Source organism: Pseudomonas sp. OV226 (assembly GCF_003148705.1).
GTDB lineage: Bacteria > Pseudomonadota > Gammaproteobacteria > Pseudomonadales > Pseudomonadaceae > Aquipseudomonas.
This window is the reverse complement of record NZ_QGGS01000037.1, coordinates 23,462-40,187: the sequence shown is the minus strand read 5'-3', so window position 1 is coordinate 40,187 and position 16,726 is coordinate 23,462. Positions and strand designations below refer to the sequence as shown.

The window sequence follows — 16,726 nt, the reverse complement described above, 5'->3', positions numbered from 1 at the left end:
CCGATGGTAGTGTGGGGTTTCCCCATGTGAGAGTAGGTCATCGTCAAGATTAAATTCCGAAACCCCAATTGCGAAAGCAGTTGGGGTTTTGTTTTGCCCGCAGGAAAGTCGGTATTGTCCTTTTGACGCTCAAGAGCAACCGTTCGAGGAAATCGCACTCAAGTGACCAGGCAGTTTTTGGTATGGTGCAGCTCGTTTTTTAACGGACTGATTTCACGCCTACGGATCGGCACCCTTTTTTAGTCAAAGAGTTGCCGCAGAAATGCCCGAACCGATTCCGATCAAAGACCACGAAAAAGAAACGCGCCTGGTTAACAAAAGGTTGATGGCTTGCGGGTTGTTCGTCGCCGCCATTACCTGCGCGCTGGTGGTGCGCATGTATGTCCTGCAGGTGGTCGAATTCGACTATCACTCAACCATCTCCGAAAACAACCGCGTCCACGTCCTGCCAATTACTCCCACCCGTGGACTGATCTACGACCGCAACGGCGTGGTGCTGGCCGACAACCGGCCAAGCTTCAACCTGACGATCACCCGTGAACGCGCTTCCGACGTGAAAGAAGAACTGGATGAGGTGGTAGACCTCCTGCATCTGCCGACAGAAGATCGAACACTCTTCGACAAGGCGATGAAGCAGGCCCGTCACCCTTTCGTGCCGGTCACCCTGTTCTATGAACTGAGCGAAGAGCAGATCGCGATACTGGCGGTCAATGAGTTCCGCCTGCCGGGAATCGATGTCGAGCCTCAATTCGTTCGCCATTACCCGATGGGCGCGCACTTCGCGCATTCGATCGGCTACGTCGGTCGCATCAACGAGAAAGAATCCAACGCCCTGGATAACGTGGAGTACCGTGGCACTCAATCGATCGGTAAAACCGGCATCGAAAAATTCTACGAGTCCGAGTTGCATGGCCACGTCGGTTACGAAGAAGTCGAAACCAACGCCCAGGGCCGCGTGCTGCGCGTACTCAAGCACACCGACCCAATCCCCGGTAAAAACATTGTCCTGAGCCTGGACGTCAAACTCCAGGAAGCCGCCGAAGAAGCCCTGGGTGATCGTCGAGGTTCAGTCGTTGCGCTCGACCCCTCCACCGGTGAAGTGCTGGCAATGGTCAGCAAGCCAAGCTTCGACCCGAACCTGTTCGTTACCGGGATCAGTTTCAAAGAATACGCGGCGCTGCACGACTCCATCGACCGCCCACTGTTTAACCGCGTGCTGCGCGGTCTCTACGCGCCGGGTTCGACCATCAAGCCGGAAGTGGCCATTGCCGGCCTCGATGCGGGAGTCGTCACGCCCCAGACCCGTGTCTTCGATCCGGGTTACTACCAGCTCCCGGATTTCGATCACAAATACCGTAACTGGAACCACAGCGGCGACGGTTGGGTCGACATGGACGCCGCGATCATGCGCTCCAACGACACCTACTTCTACGACCTGGCGCACAAGCTGGGCATCGATCGGCTCCACGACTACATGGCGATGTTCGGCCTCGGAGAGAAGGTCTCGATGGACATGTTCGAAGAGTCTGCCGGCTTGATGCCGTCCCAGGCCTGGAAACGAGCTACGCGCCGACAGGCCTGGTTTCCTGGCGAGACGGTGATCCTCGGTATTGGTCAGGGCTACATGCAGGTCACACCGCTGCAATTGGCCCAGGCCACCGCGCTGATTGCCAATAAGGGTGTCTGGAATCGTCCGCATCTGGCCAAGTCAGTGGACGGTGTTGCGCCAGTAGATGAGCATCCGATGCCCAACATCCTGCTTAAGGATCCAGGTGACTGGGAACAGGTCAACCACGGCATGCAGATGGTGATGCATGACGCTCGCGGGATTGCCCGGGCGGCAGCGCTCGGGGCGCAATACCGCATTGCTGGCAAGAGCGGTACTGCGCAAGTCGTTGCGATCAAACAGGGCGAGCGCTACAACCGGGCGAAAACCCTGGAACGTAACCGCGACAACGCCTTGTTCGTCGGATTTGCCCCGGCTGAGCACCCGAAGATTGTCATCTCGGTGATGATTGAAAACGGCGAGGCGGGTGGTCGCGTCGCAGGTCCCGTGGTGCGACAGATCATGGACGCCTGGCTGCTCGATCAGGAAGGTCACCTCAAGCCGCAATACGCCGCGCCGAGCAAAGCCCCGGGTGATCCACACGTTTAAGTGGCCGTTCTGAAACCACAAGTGCTGTAAGGCACTTGCCATCGCCCTGACGTTAACGTAAAGATTGCGGCAGGGCGCTGATTTTAAAAATAGCGCAGGGCGGACCGACTCGGAGCGCTTGATGACGCTAATAAAAACAACACCACCCAAACTGCACCGTGAAGCTCGCCTGGCCCGGGAAAAACTCCATCTCGAGGGCGAAGTTCCCGACGGTGTGTTGCGCGCGGAAATCGACGCCTCGTGGCGACGCAGTCTCAGCCACGGTGTGCATTTCAATGGCAAACACGAACTGGCGCTGGAATCGAGCGCGAGCCTCGACGTGTTGCTGGCGAGCAACCGACTGCTAATCGACGCAGCATTGCCAGCCATCGATTACCTGGCCGAACGTCAGGGCAAGGAAGGGCTGGTTATCCTCGCCAACTCCGATGCCACCATCCTCGCCGTCGAAGGGCGCGCCGATCGCCTTAAAGGCAGCGGCCTGCAAGACATCACCTTGGGTGCCTGCTGGAGCGAAGCCGCTCGCGGCACCAACGCGCTAGGCACCGCCCTGGTCGAAGCCCGGCCAACGATGATCGATTGCGGCGAGCATTATCTCGATCGCCTGACTGATTTCTCCTGTACCTCGGTGCCGATTTATTGCCCTCAGGGCGACATCCTCGGCGTGCTCGACCTGACCCGTGAAGGCCCGCTAGGCCGCGTCCATGACAGCACCGCGTTGTTAGCCATGGCGGTCAGCCAGATTGAAAGCCGCGTCTTCAACGCCAGCTACCCGGACGAAATCGTCCTGGCGTTCCACAGCCGTCGCCAATACCTCGAATCTCCATGGCAAGGCCTGCTGGCAGTGAGCCTTGGGGGCCAGATCCTTGCGGTCAGCGCCCAGGCCTGTCAGTTGCTTCACGCCGAACGCTCGGCGTTGGTGGGCCGACGTTGCGAAGAGTTTTTGGGCGTCGATGGCCTGCAATTGCTGGCTCGCCTGCACCAGGGCGGTGTCGGCAGCCTGCAAACCGCCAAAGGCGAATTCTTCTACAAAACCCTGCGTGCACCGCAACGCTCGATCAGCGTCAGCAGCCCTCCACGCAGCACCGTCAAAACCGCCAAACCGCAACCGGACCTGGAGTCCCTGGCCGGCAGTAACGTGCGATATGCCCGAGCGTTGCGCATGGCTCGTCAAGGCCTGGCCAATGAATTGCCGGTGTTGCTGCTCGGTGAAACTGGCACCGGCAAAGAAGTCATCGCCCGCGCTTTGCACCTGGCCGGTGCTCGCTGCGACAAACCCTTTGTGGCGGTGAATTGCGCCGCCATTCCCGAGGGTCTGATCGAGTCGGAACTGTTCGGTTACCGCGAGGGCGCGTTCACCGGTTCCCGTCGTGGTGGCATGGTCGGTCGCTTGCAACAGGCTCATGGCGGCACCTTGTTTCTCGATGAAATCGGCGACATGCCGCTGGCCCTGCAAGCGCGTTTGCTGCGGGTGCTGCAAGACCGCAAAGTCGCGCCATTGGGTGCTGGCGAAGAGCAGGACATCGACGTCGCGCTGATTTGCGCCACCCATCGTGACCTCAAGCGCCTGGTGGATGAAAAGCACTTCCGAGAGGACCTGTTCTACCGGGTCAACGGCATCAGCGTGATGCTTCCGGCCCTGCGCGAACGTGAGGACTTCAGTGGTCTGGTCGGGCGATTGCTGGCCAAGCTCGATGCGCCGGCCGTCGTGCTGCATGACGATTTGAGCCGCTTGCTCGGCGGTTATCACTGGCCCGGCAACATCCGCCAACTGGAGATGGTATTACGCACCGCGCTGGCCATGCGCGAACCGGGAGAGACCGTCCTCACGCTCGATCACTTGCCCGACAGCATGCTCGACGAGTTGAGCGCGAGCGAACGACCACAGGCTGGCAGCATCCGCGAGAACGAACTGGAGCTGATTCGGCAGTCCCTGGACACTCACCAGGGCAATGTCTCGGCGGCCGCCGACGCGTTGGGCATCAGCCGCGCGACGTTGTATCGCAAGCTCAAACAGTTGCGTTCGTGATGCAGCGCCTGATCGTCCGGCTGATCGACAGCCAGCACCCCGAAGCCTTGCAAGCGGCATTGCGCTGGCTCTACAGCTTCGTGCGTCCGCATCGTTTGGCCATTGTCGGGCTGCTCGGTTTATCGGTGTGCGCCTCGCTGCTGGTGTTGGTGCAACCGTGGCTGACCAAGCTGCTGATCGACGATGGCCTGCTAGCCCGCAATTTCCCGATGCTGGTGTTGATTGCCGGGTTGATGATCGTTGCCGGGCTGCTCGGCACGGCACTGTCGGGCATCAATCGTTACCTGCACACGCGGTTGTCCGGGCGGATTCTGTTTGCTTTGCGCGATGATCTCTACCGGCATTTGCAGACACTCTCACCGAGCTTCTACGGTCAACGGCGTATCGGAGACTTGATGTCGCGCCTGGATGGCGACGTCGCGGAGATCCAGCGTTTTGCCGTGGATTCATTATTCTCTGCGGTGTCGAGCGTGATCGGCCTGGTCTGCGCGGTGGCGATGTTGTTGACCCTGTCATGGAAGCTGTCGTTGCTGGCCCTGGTGCTGATTCCCCTCGACGTGCTCTGGCTGCGCTGGATGCGGCGCAAAGTCGAGCGCGACGTACGGCAATTACGCGAGCGCTCGGCGGACATGTCCTCGTTCATGGTCGAGACCTTGCCGGTGATGAAATTCATCCAGTCCGCCGGCCAGCAACAACGTGAATCGCGGCGTCTGCAGACGCTGGGCCAAGGCTACATGAGCCAATTGCTGCGCCTGCAAGTCACCGAGTTTTTCACCCAGGCCGTACCGGGCACATTGACCTCATTGTCCCGCGCCTGTGCGTTTTTGATCGGCGGTTACTGGGTGGTGCAGGGCACTTGGCAATTGGGTGCCTTGATTGCATTTTCGACCTACCTGGGCATGGCCGTCGGACCGGTCCAGAGCCTGCTCGGCCTCTACGTCGCCATTCAACGGATGACCGTCAGTCTCGGACGCGTGATGGAGCTGCGCGGTGAAGAGCCCACAGTTTTGACGCCGGTCCAACCGCAACCGATGCCGACCTGTGGTGACCTGCGATTCGACGACGTGCACTTCAGTCATCCCGGCCGCCCGACGACTTTGCGGGGTATCGAAGCGCGAATTCCCTACGGCTTGAAAGTCGCCCTCAGCGGCGGCTCCGGGGTCGGCAAATCTACCCTTATCGATCTGCTGCAGCGTCATCACGATCCGCAGTCCGGTCGGGTGTTGCTGGGGGAGGTTGATCTTCGCGAGCTGGACCTGTTCCAGTTGCGGCAGCGGATTGCCGTTGTCAGCCAGGACATCGTGCTGTTTCGCGGCAGCCTCGCCGATAACCTCGCTTACGCGGTGTCGGACGCCAGTCGCGAGGCCATTGCCGACGTCGCGCGCCTGGCACAACTCGACAGCCTGATCGAGTCGTTGCCCGAGGGGCTCGACAGTCCGTTGGGCGAGCGTGGCCAGCAGTTGTCCGGCGGCCAGAAACAGCGCATCGCCATTGCCCGTGCACTGCTGCAGGATCCGTTGATTCTGGTGCTGGACGAGGCCACTTCGGCGGTGGATGAAGCCACCGAGCGCGAGGTCATCGAGGCCATCGACCGACTGTTTGCCGGGCGCACACGCATCTTGATCAGCCATCGTCCCTCAACCCTGGCCGATGCCGACCTGCGCTTTGAATTGCTCGACGGCGTACTCACTTCGAAAACGGTGCTGCATGAAGCCTGAACTACGCATCGGGGTGGTCGACAGCGGGCATTCGGCGGCGCAACGGGTGCAGGTCGTGGCCGGGCGACGATTTTCGTTGTTGGAGGATGGGCTGGCCGAAAGCGACTTGCGTGATGATCCATTGGGTCACGGTAGCGCAGTCATCGAAGCCATCGGACGTCGGGCACCCTCAGCGGTATTTTGCGTGGGGCAGGTGTTTGACCAGCGCGGCGTCACCAGCGCCTTGCAGATCGCCAGCGCCATCGACTGGCTGGTGGCACAGGACGTCCGGTTGATCAATTTGAGCCTCGGTTTGCGTCAGGACCGCAGCCTGTTGCGCGAAGCCTGCGCGGCGGCGGTGAGCCAGGGCGTTTTGCTCTGCGCCTCCAGCCCGGCGCAAGGTGAAGGTGTGTTCCCGGCGAATTATCCACAGGTGTTGCGCGTCACCGGCGACGCGCGATGCGCTGAGCAGGAGTGGTCATGGCTCAACAGCGCTCAAGCGGATTTCGCCGCGTGTGTGCATGGGACTTATCCGGGGCAGTCCGGCGCCAGTCTTGGCTGCGCGGCGTTGAGTGGACACATTGCCGGTTTCCTGGTGGCACGCCCTGAGGCGAGCAACGAGCAGGTCATCGAGTGGCTGCGCGAAAACGCTCGTTATCGCGGTCCTGAACGGCGCGTTGGCCCATGATTGTGATTCTCGGCGCAGGACCGGCGGGGGCCGCCGTCGCCCTGGGTTTGCGCCGACTCGGCTATCCCGTCACGCTGGTCAGCGAGTGGCGCCGATTTGCGGCGCTGGAAGGCGTTTCGGTCCGTGTGCTGGAGGCCTTGCGCGGTGCGGGTGTGCATCAGGCGCTGGCGGACGCGGCGTTGCCTTCCCAACGGCAGGTGTCGTGGAACGGCCAGCAGCACGCGCAGAACATTGAGTTTTTACTCGATCGCCCATGCTTCGACCGAGGCCTGCGCGAGGATCTACGCCTGGCTGGCGTCGAGCTGATCGAAGGCCGAGTGTTGACCGTTGAGACCGACGCGACGGGCCATCGGATCGACATTGATGGGCGCGAAACGCTGCTCGCAGACTTTTTAGTGGAAGCCCGCGGTCGCCAGGCCCCGGCGCTCGGCAAAGGCCTGCGCGGGCCCGAGACGGTCAGCTTGCTCAATCGCTGGCAAGGCCCTCGGGGCACCACCGCCAGCGCCGTGGAAAGCCTTGAAGACGGCTGGGCCTGGATGGCGCGGCGGGCTGACGGCCAGTGTTACTGGCAATGGACGGTGGACGTGGCGAGCGCCGACCTGCCGGGCAAGGCGCAGTTGCTCGACTATTGTCGTCAGCGGCGCCAGGGTTCGGCGTTGGCTCAGGCGTTTTTCGCTGACCAGGCCGAAGTTGATCTGCAATTGCATGCCCGCAGCAGCACCGCGATTCTATGCCCGCAGGTGTGCGGCGATCACTGGATTCGGGTTGGCGATGCCGCCATGGCGGTGGACCCGCTGTCGGGCAACGGGATTTTTCAATCACTGTCTTCGGCGCTCCAGGCGCCGGTGGTGATCAACACGTTGTTGCGCAAACCCGAACGAGCGGCGTTGGCCCAGCGCTTTCATCAGCAGCGGGTCGAGCAGTTGTTTTTGCGCTTTGCACGAATCGGTCGGGATTTTTACGCCGATGAACTGCGTTGGCTGGATCAGCCATTCTGGCAGGCGCGGCGGCGTTGGCCGGATGCTGAAGTCGCCCATGCCGAGGCTGATTTTTCAGCATTGAGGATCGAGCGAGCACCGGTGCTCAAGGACGGGTTTGTCGATGAGGCCGAGGTGGTGATCACTGCGGATCAGCCATTGGGCATCTGGCATGTGCAGGGGGTTGAATTGGCGCCGCTGGTGCGGCGGTTGCGCACTGAGCCGGCGGAGCAGGCGCTGGCCGGGCTGACGGTGGAGCAGGGCAGGGTGGTTCGCAGTTGGTTGCTGGCTCAGGGCTACAAGCCCTGACTGATGACTGATCGTTCCCACGCGGAGCGTGGGAACGATCTAACAGCGCGATTAGAGCTTGATCAACACCGACTTCAACTCGGTGTAATGCTCAATCGCCGCATACCCCATTTCACGCCCGACCCCCGACATTTTGTACCCGCCAAACGGCAGGGCCGGGTCCAGTGCGCTGTGGCAGTTGACCCACACTGACCCCGACTTGATCCGCGGAATCATCCGGTGCACCGCCGCCAGGTCATTCGACCAGATGCTCGCTCCAAGCCCATAAGGGCTGTCATTGGCCATGCGCAACGCATCGGCCTCGTCATCGAACGGAATCGCTACCAGTACCGGGCCAAAAATCTCTTCCTGCACCAGCGAGTGTTTTTGATCGACGTCGACAATCACGGTCGGCTTGACGAAAAATCCCGGTCCGAACTGCTCACCACCGCAGGCGATGGTCGCACCACTTTCCCGGCCCTTTTCGATATACCCGTAAACCCGTTCCTGTTGGCGCCGGGAGATCAATGGCCCCATTTCAACACTGGGGTCCAGCCCGTTGCCGAGCTTCATGGCATTGGCGATATCGCTGATGTCCGCCACCACATTGTCGAAATGTTTGCGCTGCACATACAGCCGCGAACCGGCGCAGCACACCTGTCCCTGATTGAAGAAAATCGCGCTGGCGGCACCGGCCGCGGCGGATTTCAGGTCGGCGTCGGCCATGACGATGGTCGGTGATTTTCCGCCCAGCTCCAGGGTTACACGGGTCATCGAATCCATGGCGATCTTGCCGATCTGTTTGCCCACGGCAGTGGAGCCCGTGAAGGTCAGCTTGTCCACCAACGGGTTGTGCGTCAGGGCCGAACCGGCGGTAATACCGGTGCCAGTGACCACGTTGAACACGCCTTCGGGGTAACCGGCCTCCAGCACCAGTTCGGCAAGTTTCAGCGCCGTGAGCGGGGTTTCATCTGCGGGTTTGAGCACCACGGTGCAGCCGGTGGCCAGGGCCGGGCCGAGCTTCCAGCAAGCCAGCAGCAGCGGGAAGTTCCAGGCGACGATGGCGCCGACCACGCCCACCGCTTCGCGACGGATGAAACTGTGGAACTGATCGTTGGGCATCAACGGCAGCGACACTTCGACACTGGAGCCTTCAATCTTGGTCGCCCAGCCGGCCATGTAGCGCAGGAAATCGATGGCCAGTTGCACGTCCATCACTTGCGCCACCACCGCGCTTTTACCGTTGTTGAGGCATTCCAGCTGCGCCAGCAGTTCGGCGTCGCGCTCCATCAGGTCGGCGAGTTTCCACAACAGGTTCTGCCGCTCGCGTGGGCGGGTGCGGGTCCAGGTCGAATCATCAAAAGCCTGGCGGGCGGCCAGCACGGCGCGGTCGACATCCTCGGGCATGGCCCGTGGCACCACACACAACACTTCGCCGGTGGCGGGGTTGTGCAGGGGCATGGTCTGGCCATCGGCGGCCTCGACCCAGTCACCGCCGATCAGCATGCGCGGGGCGCGCTGGATAAACGCGGAAGTGGCGGGAAGCAAATTAGGGAGCGACATGGCGAGGCCTCTTATTATTCGTGAGAACAGGGCTTTCGCAATGGCTGTGCCAAGTCGCCGCAAGGTCAGGCGAACCGTTGATTGGCCGGGGTTCGCCAGGTGAAAAGGGTTGGTAACGGCGGTGATTTTTTTCGCAAATTGCGACAACGGCTGAGACGACGAGCAACCCGGTTGCGCCCTTGAGACCCCTCGTGTTGAGGAATAGAATTTTCTCGCTCGGTGGGTGAAGTGATGGAGCACTCTCCCGGCCACACATCTCACGCAAGGGAGGTAGTGATGAACCTTTCAACCCTGGAGATTCAAAGCATCATTGAGCAGAGTTTTCTGCCTTCGGTATGCACCTGCAGTATGGCGCCGGATCAGTCGATGACGATTCGGGTCTGCGATTGCACCACCGGCAAAGTGGACCTGGTGAGCCACGTTGCAGTCTGGGAACTGGACACTGCCCACGCGATCACGGCGCTGGTGACGCAGATGCAGCAAGAGATCAGCGCACACAAAGGCCTCCTCCCCCCTACGTTTCCAGGCTGAACTGGCCAAGCCGCACCACCGCGCGTGGTGCGGCTCGCGTTGACGTATTCAAGACGGTATTTTTCGGGAAATTTCCTCGAACGTGTCGCTATCAACGGCAGCCAATAGCTTTTTGTCGTCCTTGAGTGTGGCCAGGAAGGTCACTTCGGTTTCCTTGCCAGCCAGCATGAACCCCGCAATCGCGCCGATAGGGCCCAGCAGCATGGCGCCGGCCACGCCGAACCCGATGGCGTCCTTGAAGTTGTTGATCGACTCCTCGTTGGCCACTTCCACACGCTTGAACGATGAAAGCGGGAGGCAGAGACCGGGCCACGGGTGAAGCGGCGTCCTGAGGGTAAAAACGCCGTCCCTGTACTCTCCATCACCCTGCAGAAAGTCCCCCGCCAAGACAGTAATGTTTGCCATTTTTGATCCCCTGTCGGCATTCCGTGAACAACCATTTCGCCCCTTGATCCCGATGCCGTCAATCGTCGAGCGATGAGCTGTTCCGTGCGGGCATCTATGCTTGTCGCAGACTGCAACAACTGTCGCGATATTAGACGCAGGTGATCTGGTCGACAGCGCTTCGAGCAACCGGTTTTTAACGCAACTGATTGATAAAAAAGGATATCGGCAAGCTGGCACGCTCCGTGTATTGCTCATCGCAGACGTTTCTCTTGCCTGCGTCGGTGGTTCGCCGCTGACGCTAGAAACCATAAAAACGATAAGCCACAAAAATAAGAAAGCACCGTGCGAGGTTCGACGTTGATGAAGAGAAAACTCCGATCAGGCCTGAGCGCCAGCCTGCTGGCCGTAGCCGCTTGTGTGGCGCTGCATGCGCCGGACAGCCAGGCAGCCCGAGACGCCCAGACCATCCTCAAGGAAACCTGTCAGGGCTGTCACACGCCCGAAGCCGGTAACGCCCTCAGTCGTATCAGCCACCAGCGCAAGACCCCGGAAGGCTGGCTGATGAGCATCGCCCGAATGCAGACCATGCACGGTTTGCAGATCAGCGATGAGGACCGCCGCACGCTGGTCAAGTACCTGGCCGACACCCAGGGCCTGGCGCCAAGCGAAACCGACGGTGTGCGTTATGCCCTTGAGCGCCGGCTCAATACCGTCGAAAAATTCGACGACCAGACCAGCCAGATGTGTGGCCGCTGCCACTCCGGTGCACGGGTTGCACTGCAACGCCGTCCGGCCCAGGAATGGGAGCGTCTGGTGAACTTCCACCTCGGCCAGTGGCCGTCGCTGGAATACCAGGCCCTGGCCCGCGACCGTGACTGGTTCGACATCGCCCGCAAAGACATGGTGCCGTTGCTGGCCAAGCGTTATCCGCTGGATAACCCGGCCTGGAAAAAATGGCAAAGCGTCGCGCCCAAATCCGATGCACTGGTGGGGGACTGGAGCTTCAGCGGTCACTTGCCAGGCAAGGGCGAACTGGCCGGCGTGATGACCGTCAGCGCCGATGGCAGCGACACCTTCAAGGTCAGCATCAAAGGCCAATACGCCGACGGCAGCCCGTTCAACGGCGACGGCAGCGCGATTCTCTACACCGGCTATGAATGGCGCGGCAACGTGACCATCGATGGCGTGACCCTGCGCCAGGTATTCGCCGCCCAAGGCAATGCCATGCAAGGCCGCATGTTCGAGGCCGAGCATGACGAGCGTGGCCTGGACTTCGTCGCCGCCAAGCAAGGCTCCAGTCGTTTGTTGGCGGTGCAACCGGGTTACGTGAAAGCCGGCAGCGAAACCGAAGTGACCCTGATCGGCAGTGGTCTCACCGGCAAACCGAACTTCGGCAAAGGTGTGGAAGTGCTCGAAGTCGTCGAACAGAGCCCGGACCGGATCAAGGTCAAACTCAAGGCCGCCGCCAATGCCCAACCGGGCCTGCGCACGGTGACGGTGGGCACGTTGAAAGGCCCGAGCCTGTCGGTCTACAACTCCATCGCCGAAGTCAAAGTCGTGCCGGAGTTTTCGGTCTCGCGGATCGGTGAGGGCGGTGGTTCGACGCCGAAAGTGCAGGGGCGTTTCGACGCCGAGGCATGGGGCAAAGGCGCCGACGGCAAGCCTTATCGCATCGGTGTATTCCCGGCGCAATGGAAAGTCGAAGCCTTCGATGACCGCGCCAAGGAAGACGAAGACGTCAAGTTCGCCGGCACCATGCAGGCTGACAGCGGCGTGTTCACGCCGGGCGATGCCGGGCCGAACCCGCAACGCAAAATGTCCACCAACAATGCCGGCAACCTCAAGGTGATCGCCGCCGTCGACGACGCAGGGAAATCCCTGACCGGCGAAGGCCACATGATCGTCACCGTGCAACGCTGGAACAATCCACCCATTCCGTGATGTGCCCTGAAACCCAAGGCTTCAGACACTTTTCGGAATGACCGCAGGCCCCGTCGAACGGGGTTTGCACAGGAGGTTGCAATGGGCGCTATTTTGAATCTGGTCGAACGGAACCTGCACGAAGTGCACGTCGATGCCGACCGCATGCTGTTCCACATTCCCAGCAGTTCGCTGTTTGCCAGTGATGAGCTGACGGGCACCATCATCGATACCTTGCGCGGTCCGGGCTGTTCGTCCGATGACCTGATCCAGCGTCTGGCCGCGCGCTTCAACGGCGAAGAAGTCACCGAAACGCTGCGTGAATTGATCTCGCTGGAACTGGTCAGCGACGGTTCGCCGCTGACCCCGGACATCGGCACCAAACGGGTCGAACGCACGGCGATCAATACCGTGGTGCTCAACGTCAACACCGGCTGCAATTTGAGCTGCACCTACTGCTACAAGGAAGACCTCGACAAGCCCTCGGCCGGCAAGAAAATGGACGTGGAAACGGCGATCGCCTCGGTGGAAATGCTGCTGCGCGAATCCCCCGACGAAGAGCGTTTCACCGTGGTGTTCTTCGGTGGCGAACCGCTGAGCAATCGCAAGCTGATCGAGTACATGGTCGACTACTGTGAGAAACGTTTTCGCGAGGCGGGCAAGTTCGTCGAATTCGTCATGACCACCAACGCCACGCTGCTCACCGAAGAAACCGTCGACTACCTCAATGCCCACCGCTTCGGGCTCTCGGTGAGTATCGACGGGCCGAAGACCGTGCACGACCGCAACCGCATTACCGTGGGCGGGCAGGGCACGTACGACGTGGTGCGGCGCAAGGCCGAGATGCTGCTGTCGCGCTACAACAGCCGCCCGGTCGGTGCCCGTGTGACGTTGACCACCGGCGTCACCGATGTCGAAACCATCTGGGACCACCTGTTCAACGAGCTAGGGTTTGCCGAAGTCGGTTTCGCTCCCGTGACCTCCGGCGATATCAGCACGTTCAACCTGACCAGCGACGAGCTGATCGAAGTGTTCGCCAACATGAAAAAACTCGGTCGTCGTTACCTGGAAGCCGCGCTGGAGCACCGCAACATCGGTTTCTCCAACCTGCACCAGCTGATCACCGACATCCACGAAGGCCACAAAAAAGCCCTGCCATGCGGCGCGGGGCTGAAGATGCTGGCGGTGGATCACAAGGGCGAGCTGAACCTGTGCCATCGCTTTACCGGTTCCAGCCTGCCGACGTTCGGCAACGTCCACAACGGTGTGAAGCAAGTCGAGTTGAACGACTTCCTGTCCCAGCGCCTGGACCGCACCAACACCGGTTGCGAAGACTGCCAGATCCGCAACCTGTGTTCCGGCGGCTGCTATCACGAGAGCTACGCCCGGTATGGCGACCCGACCCATCCGACCTATCACTACTGCGAACTGATGCGTGACTGGGTCGACTTCGGTATCGAGGTCTACACCCGGATCATGGCCAATAACCCTGCGTTCATCAGCAGCTACATCACTCCGCGCAAGGCTCACTGATATGAAACATCTCAAGGCAATCAATAACAAAGCGCTGAAAATGGATCAGGCCGCGGCCGAAAACCGCATCGAAGAAGTGGTCGCGATGAGTTCCGTGGCGGGCTGCGCCTCGACCACCGACCCGGGCTGGGAAATCGACGCGTTTGGTGGTGTGTCGTCGCTCTGCCAACCGATGGAAGCCGACCTGTATGGCTGCTCCGACCCGTGCTGGTGGCCGGCCCAGGTGCCCGACATGATGAGTACCTACCCGGACTGGAACAAGGATGCCCAGGCGTCCAACGAAAACTGGCGCAACCTCGGCACTGTCTTCCCGAAAGACAAGTGATCAGATAAGAAGAAGGATTCCAGCATGCACAGCATCAAAGCCTGCGGCCTGGCCGCATTCGCCGCCCTGAGCACGTGTTCGTTCACTGTTCTGGCCGATGAAAACACTGCATTGCAAGACGGTCACGAGTACATGTTGACCACCAATTACCCGAACAACCTGAACGTGATCGACCTGGCCACCGACACCTTGCTCAAGACCTGCAAGATGCCTGACGCCTTTGGCCCCGGCACCGTGCAATTGTCACCGGACCGCAAGACCGCCTACGTGTTGAACAATCACTATGCGGATGTCTACGGCGTCGAACTGGACAACTGCAAGCAGGTGTTCCACGCCAGCATCACGCAAAAAACGGGGGAGAAAGCGCGCTCGATGTTCGCCTTCACCCTTAGCCACGACGGCAAGGAACTGTACACCGTCGCCAACCCGACACTGATGCTCAACGACCGCTACGAAGTGCAGCAACCGCGGCTCGATGTGTATGCCACCGATGCCGGGATGGACGCCAAACCGGTGCGCAGTTTCCCGGCACCACGGCAACTGACCATCATGCAGAGTGGCGATGACGGCACGCTGTATGTGGCGGGGGCGGACGTTTACAAGGTCAATGTGAAAACCGGCAAGTTCGACGTGCTGATCCCCAGCCGCCACTGGAAACGCGAGAACTACAGCGCGCCGGACGTGCTCTACGTGTGGAACCAGCAGACCTATCGTCATGACTTCTCGCTGCTCTACACCGCCGCGAAATTCAAGGACAAGAAGCAGGACCCGGCCACTGCCGAGTACCTTTACGGACTGTTCAGCATCGACCTGAAAACCGGCAAGACCGAAACCACTGACTTCGGTCCTTTGACGGAAATCTACTTCAGCGGCATGCGCTCGCCGAAGGATCCGAACCTGATGTTCGGCGTGCTGAACCGCTTGGCCAAGTACGACATCAAGGAAAAGAAAATGCTGCAGGCGGCGACGCTGGATCATTCCTACTACTGCATTTCCTTCAACAAGGACGGCAGCAAGATCTACCTGGCCGGGACGTTTAACGACGTGGCGATTTTTGATGCCGACAGCCTGAAGCAGATCGGCAGCATCAAGATGCCGGGCGGGGACATGGCGATTACCACGGCACAGGTGTTTGTCCGGTAATCATTTTTGCCTGATCAGACGCCATCGCGAGCAGGCTCGCTCCTACGCACATCCAATGTAGGAGCGAGCCTGCTCGCGATGAGGCCCTTGAGAACGCTGGAAACCTTACTGTCCCGGCACCGGGCAGCCCAAATCCCCCTCCTGACACTTCAAGTAAGTCTTGAAGGTCTCGGCTCGCGCCTTGGTCAATTCAGTCACGCAATTGCTGTAGATCAGTGGATAAACACTCCCGCCTTCCACCCCGGACGCCGAAAAATTGCATTCGGCATCCCGAAACGCAATCCACGCACGCTGCGCACCCACTAGCGACTTCTTGCGCTCGGGCTCACTTTTGAGTCGCGTGGTGATTTGCTGATACAGCGCATTCAACTCCTTGTCAGCCGCCGCATGCTGCTGCGCCGCGCACTGGTTCATCGTGGCCTGGTCGGCGGCATTGTCGCAGTCCAGAGCGAAGGCCATCGAGGTAAACAGCACGGGTGTCAGTGCCAGGAGAACGCGTGAGTGCATGGAGGAAAACTCGCTGTGACAGAGGAGATTGAGGTGCAGTGTAGCGAATCGTTTTTGCCTTGCGCCGACAGAAGACCTGCCACCTGTGAGGCCCCGCCGGCCAACAGTCTCGTCCGTCTGTCAGAACTTATGCATGCAAATGCGGCCGAATATTGCGGGCAAGGTTGATCGCGGCAAGCGATTGATACATTTTAGGGTTGGTCTTGTGGTCTTACTGACCTACTGTTCAATACAGGAGGTGACTTATGAACGCAGCATCTGATCGCATCGAAAGGAAAGTCCTGCTCAAGGCCAAGCGCTCGCACGTCTGGCGCTTGCTGGCCAACGCAGAGGCATTCGGGCAGTGGTTTGGCGTGGCACTGGAAGGCAAGCGTTTCATCGCCGGTGAGTGGACTCAGGGGCAGATAACCTATCCCGGTTATGAACACTTGCGGTGGAATGTCCTGGTGGAGAGCGTTGAGCCGGAGCGACTGTTTTCGTTTCGCTGGCACCCTTATGCCGTCAACCCGGACGTCGACTACTCCCAGGAGCCGACCACACTGGTGAAATTCGAGCTTGAAGACGGGGACGACGGCACGTGGCTCAAAGTGTCCGAGTCCGGTTTCGATCACGTCCCCCAAGCTCGTCGTGAAAAGGCTTTCCGTATGGACAGCCGCGGCTGGGAAGAGCAGATGAACAACATCGAACAGTTTTTGATCGGAAACGCCAAGGCCCATGAGCGTGAGGGTGGCTGATTGGCTGGAAGTCTCTGTACCGAAGCTCTCCGGCGAGATGCCTGAGGCGTCTAGGGGTTTTCGGAAGGGTGGCTATAGCGAATGTCTTACACGCGGTGGTAGCTATGTCGTCTATTGCAGATTGGATCCGACGCGTAATCTAGCTCCATCAACTGAAGCACAGGAAGCGCTTCAGGATCACGGATGATCGACCATCAGCAAGGATTGGCTACCGACAGGGAGTCGATAATGGTCTTGGGAAAAACCCGCTTC

14 protein-coding genes are annotated in these 16,726 nt (G+C 60.2%); 11 read left to right on the top strand and 3 right to left on the bottom strand.

What is annotated here, in order from left to right; translation table 11 throughout:
• Positions 1-262: 262 nt before the first annotated feature.
• From mrdA to qhpG, 5 genes are all read left to right on the top strand, one after another.
• On the top strand, positions 263-2,155 hold the full coding sequence (gene mrdA, locus C7534_RS31340; protein ID WP_109788168.1) for a penicillin-binding protein 2: 1,893 nt from the start codon (positions 263-265) through the stop codon (positions 2,153-2,155).
• A 121-nt stretch (positions 2,156-2,276) separates the two neighbouring features.
• Entirely contained in the window at positions 2,277-4,181 is a 1,905-nt protein-coding gene (locus C7534_RS31335) for a sigma-54-dependent Fis family transcriptional regulator (RefSeq protein WP_046032624.1), read from the top strand.
• Entirely contained in the window at positions 4,181-5,899 is a 1,719-nt protein-coding gene (locus C7534_RS31330) for an ABC transporter ATP-binding protein (protein ID WP_109788167.1), read from the top strand. The genes C7534_RS31335 and C7534_RS31330 overlap by 1 nt, the downstream gene beginning before the upstream one ends.
• Positions 5,889-6,566 carry a subtilisin-like serine protease QhpE gene (qhpE, locus tag C7534_RS31325; RefSeq protein WP_109788166.1) on the top strand — a complete coding sequence of 226 codons (678 nt, stop codon included), beginning with the start codon at positions 5,889-5,891 and terminating at the stop codon, positions 6,564-6,566. Before C7534_RS31330 ends, qhpE begins: the two co-directional genes overlap by 11 nt.
• Positions 6,563-7,852: a flavin-dependent monooxygenase QhpG gene (qhpG, locus tag C7534_RS31320; protein WP_109788165.1), complete on the top strand. Its 1,290-nt coding sequence runs from the start codon at positions 6,563-6,565 to the stop codon at positions 7,850-7,852. The genes qhpE and qhpG overlap by 4 nt, the downstream gene beginning before the upstream one ends.
• 51 nt (positions 7,853-7,903) lie before the next feature.
• Here qhpG and C7534_RS31315 read toward each other — a convergent pair whose 3' ends face one another.
• A complete protein-coding gene (locus tag C7534_RS31315; protein ID WP_109788164.1) occupies positions 7,904-9,394 on the bottom strand; it encodes an aldehyde dehydrogenase family protein in 1,491 nt (496 codons plus the stop codon).
• A gap of 276 nt (positions 9,395-9,670) precedes the next feature.
• On the opposite strand from C7534_RS31315, the gene C7534_RS31310 reads away from it, so the two are divergent.
• Positions 9,671-9,925, top strand: a complete 255-nt coding sequence (locus C7534_RS31310; protein WP_046032629.1) for a DUF1652 domain-containing protein — start codon at positions 9,671-9,673, stop codon at positions 9,923-9,925.
• Positions 9,926-9,973: 48 nt separating this feature from the next.
• Here C7534_RS31310 and C7534_RS31305 read toward each other — a convergent pair whose 3' ends face one another.
• Positions 9,974-10,330, bottom strand: coding sequence for a hypothetical protein (locus C7534_RS31305; RefSeq protein ID WP_109788163.1), 357 nt, complete (start codon positions 10,328-10,330; stop codon positions 9,974-9,976).
• A gap of 342 nt (positions 10,331-10,672) precedes the next feature.
• Between C7534_RS31305 and peaA the strand changes: the two genes are divergently transcribed.
• The 4 genes from peaA to peaD all read left to right on the top strand — a co-directional run bounded on the left by peaA (position 10,673) and on the right by peaD (position 15,233).
• The gene (peaA, locus tag C7534_RS31300; protein WP_046032631.1) at positions 10,673-12,253 is read left to right on the top strand and encodes a quinohemoprotein amine dehydrogenase subunit alpha; all 1,581 of its coding nucleotides are present in this window, start codon (positions 10,673-10,675) and stop codon (positions 12,251-12,253) included.
• An 81-nt stretch (positions 12,254-12,334) separates the two neighbouring features.
• Complete coding sequence (peaB, locus tag C7534_RS31295; RefSeq protein ID WP_109788162.1) at positions 12,335-13,765, top strand: quinohemoprotein amine dehydrogenase maturation protein; 1,431 nt, start codon at positions 12,335-12,337, stop codon at positions 13,763-13,765.
• A 1-nt stretch (position 13,766) separates the two neighbouring features.
• Positions 13,767-14,090 (top strand): quinohemoprotein amine dehydrogenase subunit gamma, encoded by a 324-nt coding sequence (gene qhpC / locus C7534_RS31290; RefSeq protein ID WP_046032633.1) that lies wholly within the window; start codon positions 13,767-13,769, stop codon positions 14,088-14,090.
• Between the two features lie 24 nt (positions 14,091-14,114).
• Entirely contained in the window at positions 14,115-15,233 is a 1,119-nt protein-coding gene (peaD, locus tag C7534_RS31285; RefSeq protein WP_046032634.1) for a quinohemoprotein amine dehydrogenase subunit beta, read from the top strand.
• Positions 15,234-15,338: 105 nt separating this feature from the next.
• Here the strand turns inward: peaD and C7534_RS31280 are convergent, their stop codons facing one another.
• Positions 15,339-15,740 carry a lysozyme inhibitor LprI family protein gene (locus C7534_RS31280; RefSeq protein ID WP_109788161.1) on the bottom strand — a complete coding sequence of 134 codons (402 nt, stop codon included), beginning with the start codon at positions 15,738-15,740 and terminating at the stop codon, positions 15,339-15,341.
• Between the two features lie 245 nt (positions 15,741-15,985).
• Here C7534_RS31280 and C7534_RS31275 point away from each other — a divergent pair, with 245 nt between their 5' ends.
• A complete protein-coding gene (locus C7534_RS31275) occupies positions 15,986-16,474 on the top strand; it encodes an SRPBCC family protein (RefSeq protein ID WP_109788160.1) in 489 nt (162 codons plus the stop codon).
• The last annotated feature ends 252 nt before the right edge of the window (positions 16,475-16,726 follow it).

Coding starts and splice junctions, on each gene's coding strand:
- qhpC (WP_046032633.1), top strand. CDS start 13,767: ATGAAACATCTCAAGGCAATCAATAACAAAGCGCTGAAAATGGATCAG.
- peaA (WP_046032631.1), top strand. CDS start 10,673: ATGAAGAGAAAACTCCGATCAGGCCTGAGCGCCAGCCTGCTGGCCGTA.
- C7534_RS31305 (WP_109788163.1), bottom strand. CDS start 10,330: ATGGCAAACATTACTGTCTTGGCGGGGGACTTTCTGCAGGGTGATGGA.
- C7534_RS31275 (WP_109788160.1), top strand. CDS start 15,986: ATGAACGCAGCATCTGATCGCATCGAAAGGAAAGTCCTGCTCAAGGCC.
- C7534_RS31310 (WP_046032629.1), top strand. CDS start 9,671: ATGAACCTTTCAACCCTGGAGATTCAAAGCATCATTGAGCAGAGTTTT.
- mrdA (WP_109788168.1), top strand. CDS start 263: ATGCCCGAACCGATTCCGATCAAAGACCACGAAAAAGAAACGCGCCTG.
- C7534_RS31335 (WP_046032624.1), top strand. CDS start 2,277: ATGACGCTAATAAAAACAACACCACCCAAACTGCACCGTGAAGCTCGC.
- peaD (WP_046032634.1), top strand. CDS start 14,115: ATGCACAGCATCAAAGCCTGCGGCCTGGCCGCATTCGCCGCCCTGAGC.
- qhpE (WP_109788166.1), top strand. CDS start 5,889: ATGAAGCCTGAACTACGCATCGGGGTGGTCGACAGCGGGCATTCGGCG.
- peaB (WP_109788162.1), top strand. CDS start 12,335: ATGGGCGCTATTTTGAATCTGGTCGAACGGAACCTGCACGAAGTGCAC.
- C7534_RS31280 (WP_109788161.1), bottom strand. CDS start 15,740: ATGCACTCACGCGTTCTCCTGGCACTGACACCCGTGCTGTTTACCTCG.
- C7534_RS31315 (WP_109788164.1), bottom strand. CDS start 9,394: ATGTCGCTCCCTAATTTGCTTCCCGCCACTTCCGCGTTTATCCAGCGC.
- qhpG (WP_109788165.1), top strand. CDS start 6,563: ATGATTGTGATTCTCGGCGCAGGACCGGCGGGGGCCGCCGTCGCCCTG.
- C7534_RS31330 (WP_109788167.1), top strand. CDS start 4,181: ATGCAGCGCCTGATCGTCCGGCTGATCGACAGCCAGCACCCCGAAGCC.